17 protein-coding genes are annotated in these 13929 nt (G+C 63.9%); 6 read left to right on the top strand and 11 right to left on the bottom strand.

Features of this window, described 5'->3' with window-relative positions:
* Positions 1–40: 40 nt before the first annotated feature.
* Positions 41–892: an SDR family oxidoreductase gene (locus AC2FL1_RS04350; RefSeq protein ID WP_496876095.1), complete on the top strand. Its 852-nt coding sequence runs from the start codon at positions 41–43 to the stop codon at positions 890–892.
* A gap of 33 nt (positions 893–925) precedes the next feature.
* Here AC2FL1_RS04350 and AC2FL1_RS04345 read toward each other — a convergent pair whose 3' ends face one another.
* The 8 genes from AC2FL1_RS04345 to AC2FL1_RS04310 form a co-directional block, all read right to left on the bottom strand.
* Positions 926–1444, bottom strand: coding sequence for a P-loop nucleotide/nucleoside kinase family protein (locus AC2FL1_RS04345; RefSeq protein ID WP_496876094.1), 519 nt, complete (start codon positions 1442–1444; stop codon positions 926–928).
* Positions 1445–1551: 107 nt separating this feature from the next.
* Complete coding sequence (dxs, locus tag AC2FL1_RS04340) at positions 1552–3480, bottom strand: 1-deoxy-D-xylulose-5-phosphate synthase (RefSeq protein ID WP_496876093.1); 1929 nt, start codon at positions 3478–3480, stop codon at positions 1552–1554.
* Positions 3481–3495: 15 nt separating this feature from the next.
* Positions 3496–4362 (bottom strand): polyprenyl synthetase family protein, encoded by an 867-nt coding sequence (locus AC2FL1_RS04335; protein WP_496876092.1) that lies wholly within the window; start codon positions 4360–4362, stop codon positions 3496–3498.
* 2 nt (positions 4363–4364) lie between these two features.
* Positions 4365–4607: an exodeoxyribonuclease VII small subunit gene (locus AC2FL1_RS04330; RefSeq protein WP_044027791.1), complete on the bottom strand. Its 243-nt coding sequence runs from the start codon at positions 4605–4607 to the stop codon at positions 4365–4367.
* Positions 4604–5530: a histone deacetylase family protein gene (locus AC2FL1_RS04325; RefSeq protein WP_496876091.1), complete on the bottom strand. Its 927-nt coding sequence runs from the start codon at positions 5528–5530 to the stop codon at positions 4604–4606. The genes AC2FL1_RS04330 and AC2FL1_RS04325 overlap by 4 nt, the downstream gene beginning before the upstream one ends.
* A gap of 54 nt (positions 5531–5584) precedes the next feature.
* Positions 5585–6367: a delta-class carbonic anhydrase gene (locus AC2FL1_RS04320; protein ID WP_496825194.1), complete on the bottom strand. Its 783-nt coding sequence runs from the start codon at positions 6365–6367 to the stop codon at positions 5585–5587.
* 73 nt (positions 6368–6440) lie between these two features.
* Positions 6441–7142, bottom strand: a complete 702-nt coding sequence (locus AC2FL1_RS04315; RefSeq protein ID WP_496825193.1) for a response regulator — start codon at positions 7140–7142, stop codon at positions 6441–6443.
* A complete protein-coding gene (locus AC2FL1_RS04310) occupies positions 7139–7651 on the bottom strand; it encodes a MarR family winged helix-turn-helix transcriptional regulator (RefSeq protein WP_234170773.1) in 513 nt (170 codons plus the stop codon). The genes AC2FL1_RS04315 and AC2FL1_RS04310 overlap by 4 nt, the downstream gene beginning before the upstream one ends.
* A 157-nt stretch (positions 7652–7808) precedes the next feature.
* On the opposite strand from AC2FL1_RS04310, the gene AC2FL1_RS04305 reads away from it, so the two are divergent.
* Positions 7809–8675 carry a branched-chain amino acid aminotransferase gene (locus AC2FL1_RS04305; RefSeq protein ID WP_496876090.1) on the top strand — a complete coding sequence of 289 codons (867 nt, stop codon included), beginning with the start codon at positions 7809–7811 and terminating at the stop codon, positions 8673–8675.
* Positions 8676–8729: 54 nt separating this feature from the next.
* Here AC2FL1_RS04305 and AC2FL1_RS04300 read toward each other — a convergent pair whose 3' ends face one another.
* Complete coding sequence (locus AC2FL1_RS04300; protein WP_496876089.1) at positions 8730–9158, bottom strand: organic hydroperoxide resistance protein; 429 nt, start codon at positions 9156–9158, stop codon at positions 8730–8732.
* A gap of 111 nt (positions 9159–9269) precedes the next feature.
* Here AC2FL1_RS04300 and AC2FL1_RS04295 point away from each other — a divergent pair, with 111 nt between their 5' ends.
* Positions 9270–9707 (top strand): MarR family winged helix-turn-helix transcriptional regulator, encoded by a 438-nt coding sequence (locus AC2FL1_RS04295; protein WP_496876088.1) that lies wholly within the window; start codon positions 9270–9272, stop codon positions 9705–9707.
* A 12-nt stretch (positions 9708–9719) separates the two neighbouring features.
* Here the strand turns inward: AC2FL1_RS04295 and AC2FL1_RS04290 are convergent, their stop codons facing one another.
* Both AC2FL1_RS04290 and AC2FL1_RS04285 read right to left on the bottom strand, forming a co-directional pair.
* Positions 9720–10001, bottom strand: a complete 282-nt coding sequence (locus tag AC2FL1_RS04290) for a cupredoxin domain-containing protein (RefSeq protein ID WP_496876087.1) — start codon at positions 9999–10001, stop codon at positions 9720–9722.
* Between the two features lie 38 nt (positions 10002–10039).
* Complete coding sequence (locus AC2FL1_RS04285) at positions 10040–10564, bottom strand: DUF4142 domain-containing protein (RefSeq protein WP_496876086.1); 525 nt, start codon at positions 10562–10564, stop codon at positions 10040–10042.
* Between the two features lie 136 nt (positions 10565–10700).
* Between AC2FL1_RS04285 and AC2FL1_RS04280 the strand changes: the two genes are divergently transcribed.
* From AC2FL1_RS04280 to AC2FL1_RS04270, 3 genes are all read left to right on the top strand, one after another.
* Positions 10701–11681, top strand: a complete 981-nt coding sequence (locus AC2FL1_RS04280) for an AraC family transcriptional regulator (RefSeq protein ID WP_496825187.1) — start codon at positions 10701–10703, stop codon at positions 11679–11681.
* A gap of 112 nt (positions 11682–11793) precedes the next feature.
* Positions 11794–12159: a hypothetical protein gene (locus AC2FL1_RS04275; protein WP_234170766.1), complete on the top strand. Its 366-nt coding sequence runs from the start codon at positions 11794–11796 to the stop codon at positions 12157–12159.
* A gap of 142 nt (positions 12160–12301) precedes the next feature.
* On the top strand, positions 12302–13870 hold the full coding sequence (locus tag AC2FL1_RS04270) for an alkaline phosphatase D family protein (RefSeq protein ID WP_496876085.1): 1569 nt from the start codon (positions 12302–12304) through the stop codon (positions 13868–13870).
* The last annotated feature ends 59 nt before the right edge of the window (positions 13871–13929 follow it).

Genomic DNA, 13929 nt, shown 5'->3' with positions numbered 1-13929 from the left:
GCGCTTGCACATCGCGCATGGGCGCCGCATCTAGGATCCCATGACCGGAACACTGCTTTCTTTTGGACATGGCTATACCGCCCGGGTGCTGTCGCGGGCGCTGGCGCCGCAAGGCTGGCGCATCATCGGGACCAGCCGCAACCCCGACCAGCTGGAGGCGATCCGCGCCTCGGGCGCCGAGCCGCTGCTGTGGCCGGGCGAAGAGCCTTTGCTTGACGGTGTCACGCATCTGCTGATCTCGACCGCGCCCGATGCCGCGGGCGATCCGGTGCTGGCGGCGCTGAGGGAGCAGATCGCGGCGCGCGCGGCGCAGTTCCGCTGGGTCGGTTACCTGTCGACCACCGCCGTCTATGGCGACCATGGAGGCGCCTGGGTTGACGAGACGACGCCGCTCAGCCCCTTGGCCGCACGTGGGCGCTGGCGGGTGATGGCGGAACAGCAATGGCAGGCGATTCCGGGTCTGCCGGTTCACATCTTTCGGTTGGCCGGTATCTACGGCCCGGGGCGCGGGCCATTCTCGAAACTGGGCAAGGGCGGCATTCGCCGGATCATCAAGCCGGGACAGGTCTTCTCGCGCATCCATGTCGAGGATATCGCCCAGGTCCTGGCCGCCTCGATAGCGCGGCCCAACCCCGGATCGGTCTATAATGTCTGCGATGACGAACCGGTGCCGCCACAGGACGTGATCGCCTATGCGGCCGAGTTGCAGGGCCTGCCCCTGCCCCCCGCGGTGGATTTCGACAAGGCCGATCTGACCCCGATGGCGCGCAGTTTCTACAGCGAGAACAAGCGGGTGCGGAACGACCGAATCAAGGACGAACTGGGCGTCCGGCTGAAATACCCCAACTACCGCGTGGGGCTGGAGGCCTTGCAGGCCGAAAGCGGGGATTGACCGGGAAAGGGCTTGTTAGGGCCGCGTCCGCTATCACGACCGCTCTGGCCCGTCAGCCTCTTCAGGTCCATGCAGCACGATATTGAACCCTTCGTCTGCCTTGGGTTCTGCGAAATGTCTCGAAAACAGCTGGAACTGGGCTTCGGTCGCCGCAAAGGGGTGATCCCCCTTTGCATTGCGGGCATGCAGCCGTTCCAGACAGATTTCATCCGGGGTCGCCATGACGTGCAATTGGTGTGACGCATTCGATGCGGCAAGGATGCTGCGCATCCAAGTGCGGTTCTCGGTCGTGTTGGCTGGGAAATCGAGGACAACCGAAACCCCGGCTTTCAACAGCGAAACGACATGTGGCCCCATGATCGCCCGCAGCTTGGCCGCGCAGCGCATGTAGTCCTTTGGCGACGACATCTCTTCAGAAAACAAGGCGCTCAACCAATCATCTTCGGCAATCAGCACCGTTCCTTCGACACGCCCCAAACGGGCAGCAAGGGTCGATTTCCCGGATCCGATCTTGCCGCAGAGCATGTGCAGGGTTGGGGCAGAAGGTGGCATTCGGGTATCCATTCTTTCTAGCCGACGGATTGATCCTCCGGGTCTGACGGCGGGCAGCCAACGTCGCAGCGGAACTCAGAGAGAGACCGCATTTGATAACCAGGTGGTCAAGCCCGTTTCTCTCCGATCTTCGCCACGCCCAACACTTCGAGCACCTTGGCCTCGATCTGGGGGGCGTTCATGCCTGCGATGGCGTACATGTCCTCGGGGCTGGATTGGTCGATGAACGTGTCGGGCAGGACCATCGAGCGGAACTTGAGCCCGTGGTCGAAGACGCCCTCGTCAGCCAGCAGTTGCGCCACGTGGCTGCCGAAGCCGCCGACGGCGCCTTCTTCGATGGTGATCAGCGCTTCGTGATCGGTGGCGAGTTGCAGAATCAGATCGCGGTCCAGCGGTTTTGCAAAGCGGGCGTCGGCGATGGTGGGGGTGATGCCACGGGCGGCCAGCGCCTCGGCGGCCTTTTGCACCTCGGCCAGCCTTGTGCCAAAGGAGAGGAGCGCGACGCGCGCGCCTTTCCGGATCATCCGGCCCTTGCCAATCTCCAGCACCTTGCCCTGTTCGGGCATCTCGACGCCCACGCCCTCGCCGCGCGGATAGCGGAAGGCGATCGGGCCGTCATCATGCGCGGCGGCGGTGGCGACCATGTGCACCAGCTCGGCCTCGTCGGCGGCGGCCATGACCACCATGCCGGGCAGGTTGGCCAGATAGGCGATGTCGAAACTGCCTGCATGGGTGGCGCCGTCGGCGCCGACCAGACCGGCGCGGTCGATGGCGAAACGGACCGGCAGGCGCTGGATGGCCACGTCATGCACGACCTGATCGTAACCGCGTTGCAGGAAGGTCGAATACATCGCGCAGAAGGGTTTCAGCCCGCCCGCCGCGAGGGCGGCAGAGAAGGTGACGCCATGCTGTTCGGCGATGCCCACGTCGAAGCAGCGCGAGGGATAGCGTTCGGCAAAGAGGTTCAGCCCGGTGCCGTCGGGCATGGCGGCGGTGACGGCGACGATCTTGTCGTCGCGGGCGGCCTGATCGACCAGCGCCTTGCCGAAGACAGAAGTGTAGGAGGGCGCGTTCGACGGCGCCTTTTTCTGCTCGCCCGTGACCACGTCGAATTTGGCGGTGGCATGGCCCCGGTCGCGGGCGCGTTCGGCGGGGGCATAGCCCTTGCCCTTCTTGGTCAGCACATGCAGCAGGATCGGGCCGGTGGCGCGGGCCTTGATGGTGCGCAGGACCGGCAGGAGCTGGTGCATGTCATGCCCGTCGATGGGGCCGATATAGGAAAAGCCCAGCTCCTCGAACAAGGTGCCGCCGACGGCCATGCCCTTGAGCATTTCCTTGGCGCGCTTGGCGCCCTCGCGAAAGGGTTCGGGCAGGAGCGAGACCGCGCCCTTGGCGGCGGCCTTCAGCTCCTGAAACGGGGCCTCGGCATAGAGGCGCGAGAGGTAGTTCGACAGCGCGCCGACCGGCGGGGCGATCGACATGTCGTTGTCGTTGAGGATGACGATGAGGCGCTTTTTCAGGTGGCCCGCATTGTTCATCGCCTCGAACGCCATGCCGGCGGACATGGAACCGTCACCGATCACGGCGATGGCGTCGCCCAGACCTTCGGGCGTCACCCCGCCAAGGTCGCGGGCGACGGCAAACCCCAGCGCGGCGCTGATCGAGGTGGAGCTATGGGCGGCGCCGAACGGGTCGTAGGGCGACTCGGAGCGCTTGGTGAAGCCCGAAAGCCCATCCTTCATCCGCAGGGTGCGGATGCGGTCGCGGCGTTCGGTCAGGATCTTGTGCGGGTAACACTGGTGGCCGACATCCCAGATCACCTTGTCGCGCGGGGTGTCAAACACCGCATGCAGCGCCACGGTCAGTTCCACCACGCCAAGGCCCGCGCCCAGATGCCCGCCGGTTACCGAGACGGCCGAGACGGTTTCGGCCCTGAGCTCTCCAGCGAGTTGGGTGAGCTGCGCGTCAGAGAACCGTTTCAGGTCCGCCGGACGGGTCACCTGGTCGAGAAGCGGGGTATGCGGGCGGTCAGGCATGGCGTCCTTCGTGGTTCAGTTCTCGCGCGCAATAACGAAGCGGGCGGCTTCCTTCAAGGTTTCGGCGCGAGCGCCATAGGGGGCGAGGGCCGTACACGCCTGGTCGACAAGGTCGCGGGCGCGGGTCTTGGCGGCGTCGAGACCCAAGAGCGAGACAAAGGTGGCCTTGCCTGCGCTGGCGTCCTTTTGCAGCCGTTTGCCCGCCTTTTCGGCATCGCCTTCGACATCCAAGATGTCGTCGGCGATCTGAAAGGCAAGCCCCAGCGCGCGGGCATATTGGCGCAAGGGGGCCGGATCGGCCCCCGCCAGCACGGCACCGGCGGCAGCGGACCATTCGATCAGCGCGCCGGTCTTGCCCGCTTGCAGCCGGGTGATCTGGTCAAGTGTCAGCGGTTCTGGCGCGGTTTCGGCGGCGATGTCCAGCGCCTGGCCCAGCACCATGCCGCGCGCGCCCGCCGCCTGCGCCAGCGTCAGGGCCAGGGTGGCGCGGGTCTCGGCGGTTCCGACCTCGGGGCGGGTACACAGCTCAAAGGCCAGCGAATGCAGCGCGTCGCCCGCCAGAACGGCGGTGCCTTCGTCCCATTTCACATGGGCGGTGGGGCGGCCCCGGCGCAGGTCGTCGTCGTCCATGCAGGGCAGGTCGTCATGCACTAGGCTGTAGGCATGCAGCGCCTCGATGGCGGTGGCGGGCCAGATCGCGCGCGCCTCGTCCACATCATGCAGCCGGGCGCTTTCGAGCACCAGAAAGCCGCGCAGGCGCTTGCCGCCCTCGGTGGTCCAGGCCATGGCGCGGGTGATGTCGAGCGGCTCCAGCGCGCCCAGCACAGTGTCGAAACTGCGCTGGATCAGCGCGGCGTCCTGCGCCAGCCTTTCGCCGAACATGGTCAGAGACCTTCGACCGGCTTGGTGCCCGTTGGCTGGCCATTGCTGTCGAGCGTGATGGCGGCAACCTTTTCTTCGGCGCGCTTGAGCTCGTCCTCGCAGCGTTTTTTCAGCGCCGCGCCGCGTTCGTAAAGCGCGATGGACTGATCCAGCGCCACATCGCCGCGTTCAAGCTGACCGACCACGGTTTCCAGCTCTTTCATCGCCTGTTCAAAGCTCATCTGGTCGACGGGGGTCTCGGTCATGTCGCGGCCTTTATCAATTCCTGTACATGCGCGCGCGTTGCGGCGGCGAGCGCGTTCAGATCATAACCGCCTTCGAGAGTCGAGACGATACGGCCCTGGCACAATCCTTGCGCAAGGGTGCAAAGCTCGGCTGTGAGCCAGGCGAAATCTGCGGTGGACCAGTTCAGGTTGGCCAGCGGGTCGTCCTGATGGGCGTCGAACCCGGCCGAGATGATGATGAGTTCGGGCTTGAAGGCGCGCAGGCGCGGGAAGGCCTGTGCCATGTAGGCCGCGCGCATCTCGGCGCCGCCGGTGCCGGGGGCCAGCGGGATGTTGACGATCTGGCCATGCGCGCCATCCTCGTCCGGGCGGCCCGAGCCGGGCCAGAGCGGCATCTGCTGGCTGGTGATCAGAAGCGCGCGCGCCTCGTCCCACAAAAGGTCCTGGGTGCCATTGCCGTGATGCACATCGAAATCCACCACTGCGACGCGGTTCAACCCGTGATGGTCAAGCGCATGTTTCGCGGCCAGCGCGGCATTGCCGAAGAGGCAGAAGCCCATCGCGGTTTCGCGTTCGGCGTGGTGGCCGGGCGGGCGGATGGCGCAAAAGGCGTTCTGCACCTCGCCGCCCAGCACCATGTCGACCGCGCGCACCACCGCGCCTGCGGCGCGGAACGCGGCATCGACCGAGCCGGGCGACAGGAAGGTGTCGCCGTCGATCTGGGTGAACCCCTCCTCGGGGCGGGCATCGCGGATATCGGCGATATAGCCTGCGGGGTGGATGCGCAGCAGGTCGTCTTCGGCGGCCAGCGGCGCGGTGACGCGGCGCAGGTCAAGCGGCTCCAGCGCGTGCAGCACATGTTCCAAGCGGGCCACCCGCTCAGGGTGGCCGGTGGGCGTGACATGGTTCAGGCAGTCGGCATGGGTGATCAGGGCGGTTGTCATGGTGCGCACGCTAGCAACGCGCGCGCGGCTCTGCAAACGCTCTGTTCCCTTGGGTCAGTTGATCGGGGCCAGCAGCTCGGGGGCGGTCACCAGTTGGCGCACACCATGGCTGTGATCTTCGTTGAAGACGTTACCCTTGGCGCCCCAGTGCTGGATCGAGCTGTAGGAAAGTTTCATGCATTCGGGGCGCACGCTCCATGTCACCTGCATGGGCGAACAGACCTCTTGCGTGTAGCTGGGTCCGGTGGTCGAGCCGAGAAAGACCACGGGCTGGCCGGTGCCCGAGGGCAGCGATTTTGGCTGGTGCAATCCGCCCGCCATATGGCCGTCATAGGCAAAGGTGCCGAAGTCGGCGGCGCTGTCGTCGTTGACGATCAGGAATACCTGCGATTCGACCCGCAGAGAGGGGTTGGTGCAGGCATCCGAGAAACAGGAGCCGAGCGTTGGGCCGGGATCGACATCGCAGGTGGTATAGACCCAATGCACCTCGATCGTGTCGCCGGGTTTTACACCGTGGAATGCCTCGTGCCCCTCGGGCGTGGTCAGTTCGGCGGCGGACAGGCTCTCGGTGCCATTGCATTTCCAGCCGCCATGCTCGCCCTCGCCACCGGGCAGAGAGAAACCGGGCCCCTTGTGTTCGGCATTGGTATGCGTGTGGATGTCGCAGAGGTTCATCGAGGCCGTTTCGGGCGCGCGGGGAAAGCTGACGGGGTTGGTGCCGATGGCGCTGGCAATGTCGCGGGGGGTCTGAGGGCCGAAGCCCCGGCACAGGGTCTGGGCGCTGGCGGGCAGGGCCAGTGCTAGAAACGCGACTGAAAGAATGCCGGTGCTATTCATGAGTGGAGCCTCTCTGAAATCAATGAGTTCAGCCTATCATGAAAAGAGCCGCGGATGAGAAAAGTCTGCGCGCCTAGTCCGGCGCGAGCATGTAGCCCGCGCCGCGCACCGTTTGCAGGTAGCGCGGCTGTTTCGGGTTGGGCTCGATCTTGCGGCGCAGGCGAGTGATCTGCACGTCGACCGCGCGTTCCTGGGCCTGACCCCGGTCGCGGCCCAGATCCTCGACCAGCTTGGTGCGGGTGATCGCCTCGCCCGGACGAGCGGCAAAGATCTTCATCAACTGGTTCTCGGTAGCGGTCAGGCGGACCAGCTGGTCACCCTGCCACATCTCGCCGCGTTCTATGTCATATCGGATCGGCCCCAGTTGCAGGAACTTGGGTGCCGCGTCCTGGGCGCTGGTATCGGGCACGCGGCGCAGGATCGCATTGATCCGGAGCAGAAGCTCGCGCGGTTCGAAGGGTTTTGCCAGATAGTCGTCGGCGCCCGCCTCCAGCCCGGCGATCCGGTGCTCGGTCTCGCCACGGGCGGTCAGCAGCAGGATCGGCGTGCTCAGGGTCTGACGCAGGGCACGGGTCAGGCTGACACCATCCTCGCCCGGCATCATCACATCCATGACGATCAGGTCGAAATCCAGCCCTGACAGGATGCGCCGCGCATGTTCGGCATCGCGTGCGGCGGTGACAAGGAACCCGTTGCGCATCAGGAACTTCTTGAGCAAGTCACGAATACGTTCGTCGTCATCGACGATCAGCAGGTGGGCGTCAAAGGCGCTCATGAGCCGCTGTCCCGCAGCTTGACATAGGCCCGTTGCATCTCGCGATCCATCATCGCCTCCAATACCTGGCGGAACCCGGCGACCGCCTCGGGTCCGGCCTCCTTGTATGCGGCGCGCATCCGGGCGCGCTGCGCATCCGACAGTTTCGCCTCCAGTGCCGCGCCCGCCTCGGTCAGGAACAGGTGCCGCTCGCGCTTGTCCTGGGTGCCGACCCGGCTTTCGACCAGGCCGTCGGCGATGAGGGTGCGCAGAACGCGGTTCAGCGACTGTTTGGTGACCCCCAGAATGGCCAGCAGGTTGTTCACCGTGGTGCCCGGTGCCCGGTTGATGAAGTGGATCGCCCGGTGATGGGCGCGGCCATAGGCCATCTCGGCCAGGATCCGGTCGGGGTCTGCGGTAAAGCCGCGATAGGCGAAAAACATCGCCTCGATCCCCTGTCGCAGCTGCTCGTCGGTCAGAAACAGCAGGCTTTCACCGCCAAAGACCGGTGATGGTCGCGCGTCGGACATGTGGTGCACCTTTGTCGTTCCTCGTCACTTTATGTCAGTCTTGTTGACATTCCAATACTGAACAGGTAGTGAGTCGCAGTTTTTGCGCAATATAGTGTCCGGTGTGGAACTTGTTGGCGCAATTATTGGAAATACGACCTGGCGTGGAGGGAACACAATGGCGGGTTATGACGATCGCGACGGCGTGATCTGGATGGATGGGGAGCTGGTCGATTGGCGCGATGCCAAGGTCCATATCCTCACCCATGCCATGCACTATGCCTCGTCTGTGTTCGAGGGCGAGCGCGCGTATAACGGCAAGATCTTCAAGAGCCGGGAACATTCCGAGCGGCTCGTTGCCAGTGCGCAAGCGCTGGACATGCCGATGCCCTATACGGTCGATCAGATCGAGGCGGCCAAGGAAGAGACGCTGAAAGCCAGCGGTCTGACCGATGCCTATGTGCGTGCGCTGGTCTGGCGTGGCTCGGGCGAGGACATGGGCGTGGCCTCGGCCCGCAACCCGGTACGGATGGCAATCGCGGTCTGGCCCTGGGGCGCTTATTACGGCGACGCCAAGATGCAGGGCGCCAAGCTGGACATCGCCGAGTGGAAGCGGCCCAGCCCCGAGACGATCCCGGTACATGCCAAGGCGGCGGGTCTTTACATGATCTGCACCATCTCCAAGCACAAGGCCGAGGCCAAGGGATGCTCGGACGCGCTGTTCATGGACTGGCGCGGCTATGTGGCCGAGGCGACCGGCGCCAATGTGTTCTTTGTCAAGGACGGCGAGGTGCATACGCCGCTGGCCGACTGCTTTTTGAACGGGATCACCCGGCAGACGGTGATCGGGATGCTCAAGGACAAGGGCATCACCGTGCACGAGCGCCGCATCAAGCCGGAAGAGATGGAAGGGTTCGAACAGTGCTGGCTGACCGGCACCGCCGCCGAGGTCACTCCGGTGGGCCAGATTGGCCCCTATACGTTCGAAGTGGGTCAGATGACCCGCGAAATCGCGGCGGAATATGAGGCGCTGGTTCGGGCGTAAATCGCGACCTGTTTTTTGGGGAAAGGGCGCCGGATGACCGGCGCCCTTTTTGTTTCAGACGATCTCGGTCGTGACGACGACATTGCCACGGGTGGCGTTGGAATAGGGACAGATCGCGTGACCTGCATCAGCGATGCGCTGCGCCTCGGCCTTGTCGACGCCGGGCATAGACACTTTGAGCGTCACGGCCAGGCCAAACCCGCCCTCGGCACGGGGGCCGATGCCGACCTCGGCATCGACCGAGACATCGGCGGGCACTTTGGCCAGGCTCTCGTCCTGGGTCGTGGCGAATTGCATCGCCCCGATATAGCAGGCGGCATATCCCGCGGCGAACAGCTGTTCGGGGTTGTGGCCCTTGCCGTTGCCCCCCATTGCGGGCGGGGTGGCGAGCACGAGGTCGAGGCCGGATTCGGCGACCTGTGCCTGGCCATTGCGGCCACCGGTGGCGCGGGCATGGGCGGTATAGACGGGGGAAACGGTCATATTGGGCTCCATTTTATCGAATGCGATTAAATCGTGTACGATCTAAATAGGAACCTAGTCCGCGAAATGCAAGACGTTGCGAAATAATCGCGCGCGATCTATATCGTGGGCATGCTGGATCGTGCCCTTACCCTCGACGAGTTGCTCTGCTTTTCGATCTATTCCGCCAATCATGCGATGGGGCGGCTGTACCGCCCGCTGTTGGCACGCTTCGATCTGACCTATCCGCAATACCTGGTGCTGGTGGCGCTGTGGCAGCAGGACGGCCGCAAGGTGAGCGATCTGGGCGCGGAATTGCAGCTTGAATCGAACACGCTGACGCCGCTTTTGAAACGGATGGAGGCGGCTGGGTTGATCAGGCGCGCGCGCAACCCTCAGGATGAGCGCAGCGTGATCGTTACCCTGACCGATAAGGGCCGTGGGCTGGAGAGCGAAGCGGCGGACATCTCGAACTGTATTCTGGCGGCGGCGGATGCGGACCTTGCCGAACTGGCCGAGCTGCGCGAGCGGTTGCACCGGTTGACCGAACGGTTGCGCGAGGCCGGATAACGGCCCCGCGCGTCAGGTGGTTACGACCACCGATCCCCTCATATGCGGGTGGTAGGCACAGAAATAGGGATAGGTGCCGGGGGTATCGAAGCGGATCGTGGCCTGCCCGCCCTTTTCCAATTCTTCGGTATCCCATTTCACCTCGTCATCGGTGGCGGTGTGCGGGGCAAAATCGTGGTTGATCCAGCGCACGGTTTCCCCGGCCCGGATGGTGATCTCGGCCGGCTCAAAGGCAAAGGCGCGGATATCGACCACCACCGGGGTAGAGCCCGATGCGGGGAGCGCGGAACCCACGATCGCCCCCCCCGCACCGAAGCAGACCTGCCTGCGGGTCAGCCGCATTGCAGGCCGTTCACCATCTGCTCGGCATGGCCTTCGTGCACCTTGAAGGTGACGAGCGCTTCGGACAGCAGATCCTTGAGCGGTTCGACGGTCACGGTCGGGATGAACACGCCTTCGACCGTCTGGTTGACCACCTGGTGGTAGCCGAGTTCGTTCTGGGCATAGGCGCAGTCAAAGGCCTTGCCGCTCAGCGACATCAGTTCGGCGCGCTTGTCGGCGGCGCCCTTGACCAGCGTGCGGCTCAGGTCGTTGTCCTGGGGCGTGACGTTCAGCTTGGTGATCAGATCGCCGGCAGCCACGTTCACCGCGGTATGGTCGCGGATCATGGTTTCGGCGAATGCGCGCACCTCGGCATTGTCGGACACGGCCAGCGCCAGATGCGCATAGCGGATGTCGATCTGACCGGCGGTATAGGCGGTATGTGCGATTTCCAAGTCGTTCATCTTGTCGGCTGCCTGGACGGTTTGGGCGGCAAATCCGAGGGCAAGGGCGGCGGCGAGGGTAATGGTCTTCATGTCTTGTCTCCTTAAAAGGTTTCGGTAATCCCTCAGATAATTGGTTTCCCGGTATGTTGAATGCGCGTGAAGACAAAGAACATTGCAGATCGTTCAGCTATCTGGACGGAATGAAAAAAATAGGTATGTTGGCGGCATGTTGGACCTGCTCAGCGATATCCTCACCCGTCTGTCCCTGAAGGGGACGCTGTATTTCCGCACCTCGTTCACGCCGCCCTTCGGCGTGCACGTGCCCTCGTATCAGAACGTGGCCCGGTTTCACTTCGCCTATCGCGGCGAATGCATGGTGCATGTGCCGGCGGCAAACGAGACGCTGCGACTGACCCAAGGTGATCTGGTGCTGATCCCGCACGGTGCCGAACACATGCTGTTGTGCCAGCATTCGCGCCCCGATTCCGCGCTGCCGCTGGATACGGTGCTGAGCCGGTCGGGCTATCGCGGTGAGGGGGTGCTGGTCTATGGCGGCGACGAGGACGATCAGGACACGCAGCTGATCTGCGGGCATCTGACCTACGGCATGCATGGCCGGTCCTGCCCGGGTCATACCCTGTTGGAGCGGCTACCGCCCTATATCCTTATCCGGGATTACGGCGAGGAGCGCGGCGCGTGGCTGGAGGCAACTTTGCGCGTGATCGCGGCCGAGGCCGGGCGCGACAGGATGGGCAGCGACCTGATCGCGCTCAAGATGACGGAGGCGCTGTTTGCCCAGGCGATCCGGGCGCATCTGGAAACTGTGAGCCCGGACGATTCCGCGCTGGCGGGGTTTGCTGATCCCAACCTGTCGCGAGCGCTCAGCGCCTTTCATCGGGATCCGGCCAAGGACTGGACTGTCGAAATGCTGGCTCGGATTGCGGGGCAGTCACGCACCGGTTTCGCGCAGCATTTCGCTGCCAAGATGGAGATGACTCCGATGCAATACCTGACCTCGTGGCGGATGCAGATCGCCTGTCAGGGCCTTGTTGACAGCCGGTTGAGCGTGGCCGATGCCGCCGAACTGGCCGGGTATGCCTCGGAAGCGGCGTTCAGCCGGGTGTTCCGCAAGCAGCTCGGGGTGTCGCCAGCCGCTTATCGGCAGCAGTTTGATGATGCAAAAAGGCAGGCAGTGGCTGCATCTTGAACGATCTGACCTAATTCCCGAACTTTGGATCATTCAGCGTTCGACTGTCTGGCGCCATATCAGGGTTATTCCGCCGTTGGGCGGTTCAACCAACCTGATAAGGACCCCAATCATGTCTATTCGTTTCGTAACGCGCACCGTGCATGCCTATCTCGATTATCCCGTGGCTCTGGCCCTGATGGGCATGCCCGTCGTTCTTGGCCTGGGCGCCGAGAACCCCATGGCGCTGTGGCTATCGGTCGTCACCGGATTCGCCGCCTTTGTGCTGACCCTGCTGACCGACCACCATCTGGGGGTCTGGCGCGTCCTGCCCTACAAGTTTCACCTGGCCGTTGACCTGACCGTGGGCATCGTGTTCCTGCTGGCGCCCAGCCTGTTCGGGTTCACGGGGCTGGATGCGCTGTTCTACTGGGTCAACGGCGCGGCGGTCGTCACGGTCATCTCTTTGAGCACGCCTGAGGCGAAACCGGCGATGTAAGCCGGTGACGGCAGCGATCCGTCGCAATAACATCGTGAGAAGTTCAAGAATCTGAGCCGCGGGTTTTACAAACCCGCGGCTCTCATGCGCCTACCAATCGCGCGGACCGGAGACTCCGGCCGCCAGACAGGAGAGCATTCGCATGACACGACTTCTTCGCCCCTCGCGCCGGGCCTTTCTGGCAGGCGGCACCGCATTCACCGCAACGCTGGCGATGCCTTCGATCAGCCGCGCCGCCTCGCGCCCGGTCTTTACCCATGGGGTGCAATCCGGTGACGTCGATACCGCATCGGGCATGATATGGACCCGCACCGACCGCCCGGCAAAAGTGATGATGGAGGTGTCGAGCACCGAGAGCTTTGCCGATGCGCGCCGCCTGTCGCCGATGTTCGCCACACCCGAGAGCGATCTTGCCGTCAAGCGGCTGGTCGATAGCCTGCCGGCAGATCAGGAGGTGTTCTATCGCTTTGTCGCTGCCGATCTGGACGATATCCGCGCCGTGTCCGAGCCTATCGTCGGCCGCTTCCGTACAGCACCGACCGCGCGGCGGGATATCCGGTTTGCGTGGTCGGGCGATACCGCCGGTCAGGGTTGGGGTATCGACGACGAGGGTATGCGCACCTATGCCACGATGGCGCAGCACCGGCCCGATTTCTTTATCCATTCCGGTGACACCATCTATGCCGATGGCCCGATGAAGGATGAGGTCGAAAAGGACGGCGCGGTGATCTGGAAGAACACCACCCTGATCGAGGAAAAACGCAAGGTGGCCGAAACGCTGGCCGAGTTCCGGGGTCAGTGGAAATACAATCTGATGGACGAACATGTGCAGGCGATGAACGCGCTTTGCCCGACGTTTTTCCAGTGGGACGATCATGAGGTCGTCAACAACTGGTCGGATGCCAAGGACCTGAGCGCCGACGACCGGTACACCGAGAAATCGGTGCATGTGCTGCAAAGCCGCGCCGCGCGGGCGTTCCACGAGATGACGCCGCTTAGGATCACGCCCGCCGAGCCGGGACGGGTCTATCGCAAGATCTCCTACGGGCCGATGCTGGATGTGTTCTTCCTCGACCTGCGCAGCTATCGCGGGCCCAACGGCGCCTCGATGGAGGACGAGATCACCGATCAGAGCCGTATCCTGGGCGCCGAACAGCTGGCCTGGATCAAGCGGGAACTGGCGGCCTCGACCGCAACGTGGAAGGTGATCGCATCCGACATGCCGCTGGGCCTGATTGTCTGGGATAACTGGAAGGAAAAGGCAGGCGCCGAGGCGGTGGCAAATGGTGACCACGGCCCGGCGCGGGGGCGCGAGCTGGAGATCGCCGATCTCCTGCGCTTCATCAAGAGCGCGGGCGTGCGCAACACGGTCTGGTTCACGGCCGATGTGCATTACACCGCCGCGCATCACTACAGTCCGGAGAGGGCGCAGTTCCAGGATTTCGAGCCGTTCTGGGAATTTGTCTCGGGTCCGCTGCATGCAGGGACCTTCGGACCGAACGAGCTGGACGGGACCTTTGGCCCCGAGGTGAAGTTCGTCAAGGCGCCGACACCGGAGCAGGGTGCGAACCTGCCGCCCAGCATGGGTCTGCAATTCTTCGGTCTCGTGGACATCGACGGCGCCAGCCAGCAGATGAAGGTCCGCCTGATGGATCGCGGCAATACCGAGCTGTGGTCGGTCACGCTCGACCCGGTTCTGTCGGCAATCTGACGTTTGCCACGGGCCAGAAAATTGAAAATTTTCTGGTGACAGAATTTCTGTGAAATTCT

This window comes from Ruegeria sp. YKSF070, from assembly GCF_059612725.1.
The sequence above is the reverse complement of the archived record's forward strand: the minus strand, read 5'-3'. Positions and strand labels throughout refer to the sequence as shown.

Excerpts from the sequence above, each read along its gene's own strand:
- AC2FL1_RS04270 (WP_496876085.1), top strand. The coding sequence starts at position 12,302 with ATGACACGACTTCTTCGCCCCTCGCGCCGGGCCTTTCTGGCAGGCGGC.
- AC2FL1_RS04350 (WP_496876095.1), top strand. The coding sequence starts at position 41 with ATGACCGGAACACTGCTTTCTTTTGGACATGGCTATACCGCCCGGGTG.
- AC2FL1_RS04300 (WP_496876089.1), bottom strand. The coding sequence starts at position 9,158 with ATGACCGTTTCCCCCGTCTATACCGCCCATGCCCGCGCCACCGGTGGC.
- AC2FL1_RS04280 (WP_496825187.1), top strand. The coding sequence starts at position 10,701 with ATGTTGGACCTGCTCAGCGATATCCTCACCCGTCTGTCCCTGAAGGGG.
- AC2FL1_RS04345 (WP_496876094.1), bottom strand. The coding sequence starts at position 1,444 with ATGCCACCTTCTGCCCCAACCCTGCACATGCTCTGCGGCAAGATCGGA.
- AC2FL1_RS04305 (WP_496876090.1), top strand. The coding sequence starts at position 7,809 with ATGGCGGGTTATGACGATCGCGACGGCGTGATCTGGATGGATGGGGAG.
- dxs (WP_496876093.1), bottom strand. The coding sequence starts at position 3,480 with ATGCCTGACCGCCCGCATACCCCGCTTCTCGACCAGGTGACCCGTCCG.
- AC2FL1_RS04310 (WP_234170773.1), bottom strand. The coding sequence starts at position 7,651 with ATGTCCGACGCGCGACCATCACCGGTCTTTGGCGGTGAAAGCCTGCTG.
- AC2FL1_RS04285 (WP_496876086.1), bottom strand. The coding sequence starts at position 10,564 with ATGAAGACCATTACCCTCGCCGCCGCCCTTGCCCTCGGATTTGCCGCC.
- AC2FL1_RS04330 (WP_044027791.1), bottom strand. The coding sequence starts at position 4,607 with ATGACCGAGACCCCCGTCGACCAGATGAGCTTTGAACAGGCGATGAAA.
- AC2FL1_RS04320 (WP_496825194.1), bottom strand. The coding sequence starts at position 6,367 with ATGAATAGCACCGGCATTCTTTCAGTCGCGTTTCTAGCACTGGCCCTG.
- AC2FL1_RS04275 (WP_234170766.1), top strand. The coding sequence starts at position 11,794 with ATGTCTATTCGTTTCGTAACGCGCACCGTGCATGCCTATCTCGATTAT.
- AC2FL1_RS04295 (WP_496876088.1), top strand. The coding sequence starts at position 9,270 with ATGCTGGATCGTGCCCTTACCCTCGACGAGTTGCTCTGCTTTTCGATC.
- AC2FL1_RS04315 (WP_496825193.1), bottom strand. The coding sequence starts at position 7,142 with ATGAGCGCCTTTGACGCCCACCTGCTGATCGTCGATGACGACGAACGT.
- AC2FL1_RS04325 (WP_496876091.1), bottom strand. The coding sequence starts at position 5,530 with ATGACAACCGCCCTGATCACCCATGCCGACTGCCTGAACCATGTCACG.
- AC2FL1_RS04335 (WP_496876092.1), bottom strand. The coding sequence starts at position 4,362 with ATGTTCGGCGAAAGGCTGGCGCAGGACGCCGCGCTGATCCAGCGCAGT.